This window comes from Streptomyces sp. PT12, from assembly GCF_003311645.1.
Lineage (GTDB): Bacteria > Actinomycetota > Actinomycetes > Streptomycetales > Streptomycetaceae > Streptomyces.
Genome location: NZ_QEST01000075.1, coordinates 1 through 1,925 on the forward strand (window position 1 = coordinate 1; position 1,925 = coordinate 1,925).

At 70.3% G+C, this 1,925-nt stretch carries 3 protein-coding genes; all 3 read right to left on the reverse strand.

Annotated features, from left to right (window positions below):
* Positions 1–92 precede the first annotated feature (92 nt).
* The 3 genes from DEH69_RS06385 to DEH69_RS06395 all read right to left on the reverse strand — a co-directional run bounded on the left by DEH69_RS06385 (position 93) and on the right by DEH69_RS06395 (position 1,884).
* Positions 93–338 (reverse strand): hypothetical protein, encoded by a 246-nt coding sequence (locus DEH69_RS06385; protein WP_113685899.1) that lies wholly within the window; start codon positions 336–338, stop codon positions 93–95.
* 196 nt (positions 339–534) lie between these two features.
* On the reverse strand, positions 535–1,536 hold the full coding sequence (locus DEH69_RS06390; protein ID WP_113685900.1) for an SDR family NAD(P)-dependent oxidoreductase: 1,002 nt from the start codon (positions 1,534–1,536) through the stop codon (positions 535–537).
* A 129-nt stretch (positions 1,537–1,665) separates the two neighbouring features.
* Entirely contained in the window at positions 1,666–1,884 is a 219-nt protein-coding gene (locus tag DEH69_RS06395) for a hypothetical protein (RefSeq protein ID WP_147255460.1), read from the reverse strand.
* Positions 1,885–1,925 lie beyond the last annotated feature (41 nt).

Sequence of the window (1,925 nt, forward strand, 5' to 3'; positions counted from 1 at the left end):
ACTGCGCCATCTCTACCCAACCACACAGCAAAATTAAGCTGCAACAATCTACTAGCAGGGCCCGCCGCGGGACGGGTCCCGGAACGATCCCCTCAGGCGCACTCCGCCGCGTCGGGGTCGGCCCCCGGGAACAGGGTCACCGGCGGGGACGTCAGCGGACCGGGCGCCGAGGCCGTCTCCGCCGTCACGTCGGCCCGGCCGGGGCGGAGGGCCAGGGCGGTGCCGTCGGGGCCGATGGCGACCGTGGCCGGGTCGCTGCTGTGGAAGCGGGTGGTGGCGCCGAGCACCGGCAGCACGTGGTCGGCGCCGACCCGCACGGCGTCGTCCCGCACGACCACCGCCGCGGGGTCCGAGGGGCAGCGTCTGCCGGGGTTCCAGTCCAGCCTGCTGCCGGACTGCCTTGGTCCGGGTGAAGGGCTCGGCGAATTGACTCGGTCAAGGTCGTCTGAAGGTCACGGGCGGCTCGCTCCCGGGCAACTGCATGCAGCACCTGAACGCCGCCCCACTGCGGATTTCTGCCGCGGCGGCAGGCGGTCATGCAGTGCGGAGGGCGTCAGTGCCGTACTCCCAGAGCCGGTCTGCTGCCTCCGGGGCGAGTGCGTGGGCGGCTACGCCACCGGGCTGATCCTCCGCACCCTGGACGGTCCGGGCCTCCTGATTGTCTTCGAAGTAGCGGCCGGTGACTCCGCTCAGGAGAGGAGAGGCGGCCAGCAGGACGGAGGTGGCGGCCCCCTGCTCGGGAGTCTTGTAGTACGGCAGCGGCTTCACGTTGCCCTGGTCGTCCATCACGCCGAACGCGCGCATGGTCTCGTCGTCGACGTGCCGCTGTAGACGGGTGAGGATGTAGCCGGGGTTGAGCGCGTTGGCCGTGATCCCGTCGGTCGCCCAGCGGCGGGCAGCACCCACCGTGAGCAGGACATCGGCGGATTTGGACTGCCCGTAGGCCGCCCAGGGGTCGTACGGCCGCCGCGCGAAATGAGGATCTTCGAAGTCGAAGGGCGCGCCCAGGTGGGCGCCGGAGCTGACGACCACGATGCGGGCGGAGTCGGCGTCCCGCAGAGCCGCGTGCAGGCCAGTGGCCAGAGCGAAGTGGCCGAGGTAGTTGGTGGCAAGTTGCATTTCCCAGGCGTCCGGGGTGAGGGTGCGCGTGGGAAGGGCCATGATCCCAGCGTTCGCGACGAGGATGTCGAGAGGCCCGCGCCATGCTCGCGCGAAGGCGTCGACCGAGGCCAAATTGGACAGATCGAGGGCCTCTGCGTGCACCCGGTCCGCTCCGCCGACGGCGGCCAGCTCCTGGACGAGCGGCTTGGCGGACTGCGGGCGGCGCGTGGCAATGGTGACCTCCGCGCCGGCGGCGGCCAGGGCCCGAACCGTTTCGGCGCCAAGACCCGAGGCACCGCCGGTGACCACGGCACGTCGGCCGGTGAGATCCACGCCGTTGATCACCTCCTGCGCACGGGCGTGAGAGGTGAAGGGAGTAGTCAGGAGGGCGGAGTCATCTCGGGAGTGCCTGTCGGCCGGGGGGTTCGTTGTCATGCGTCCACGCTACGACGAGTCGACTGGATCCTCTTGAGGATGTGCTGACCCTACGGAAGACCCGCAGCCATCTCTCAGCGAGCCTGACCGCGGGAAGGGGCAGCCGGTGGCCGGGCTGGTCTCGCCCAGTCAGGTGACCCGGTCGCCCTCCACCCGGTACGGGCTGTCCGCGGGGACGGTCAGGACCCGGTACGCCCGCCCGTCCTCGACCCCCGCGGCGCTGACGGAGCGGATGGCGGCGAAGGCCGTCTGGAGGCCGTGGTAGTGGAGGGTGGAGCCCCGGCCGTCGACCACCACGTCGGCCATGTCCTCGACGAGGAGACCTATCGACTTACCTCGCGCTTTCACGAGGTGGGTTGTCCGAAGCTTGATCATAAATGCGAGAAGTG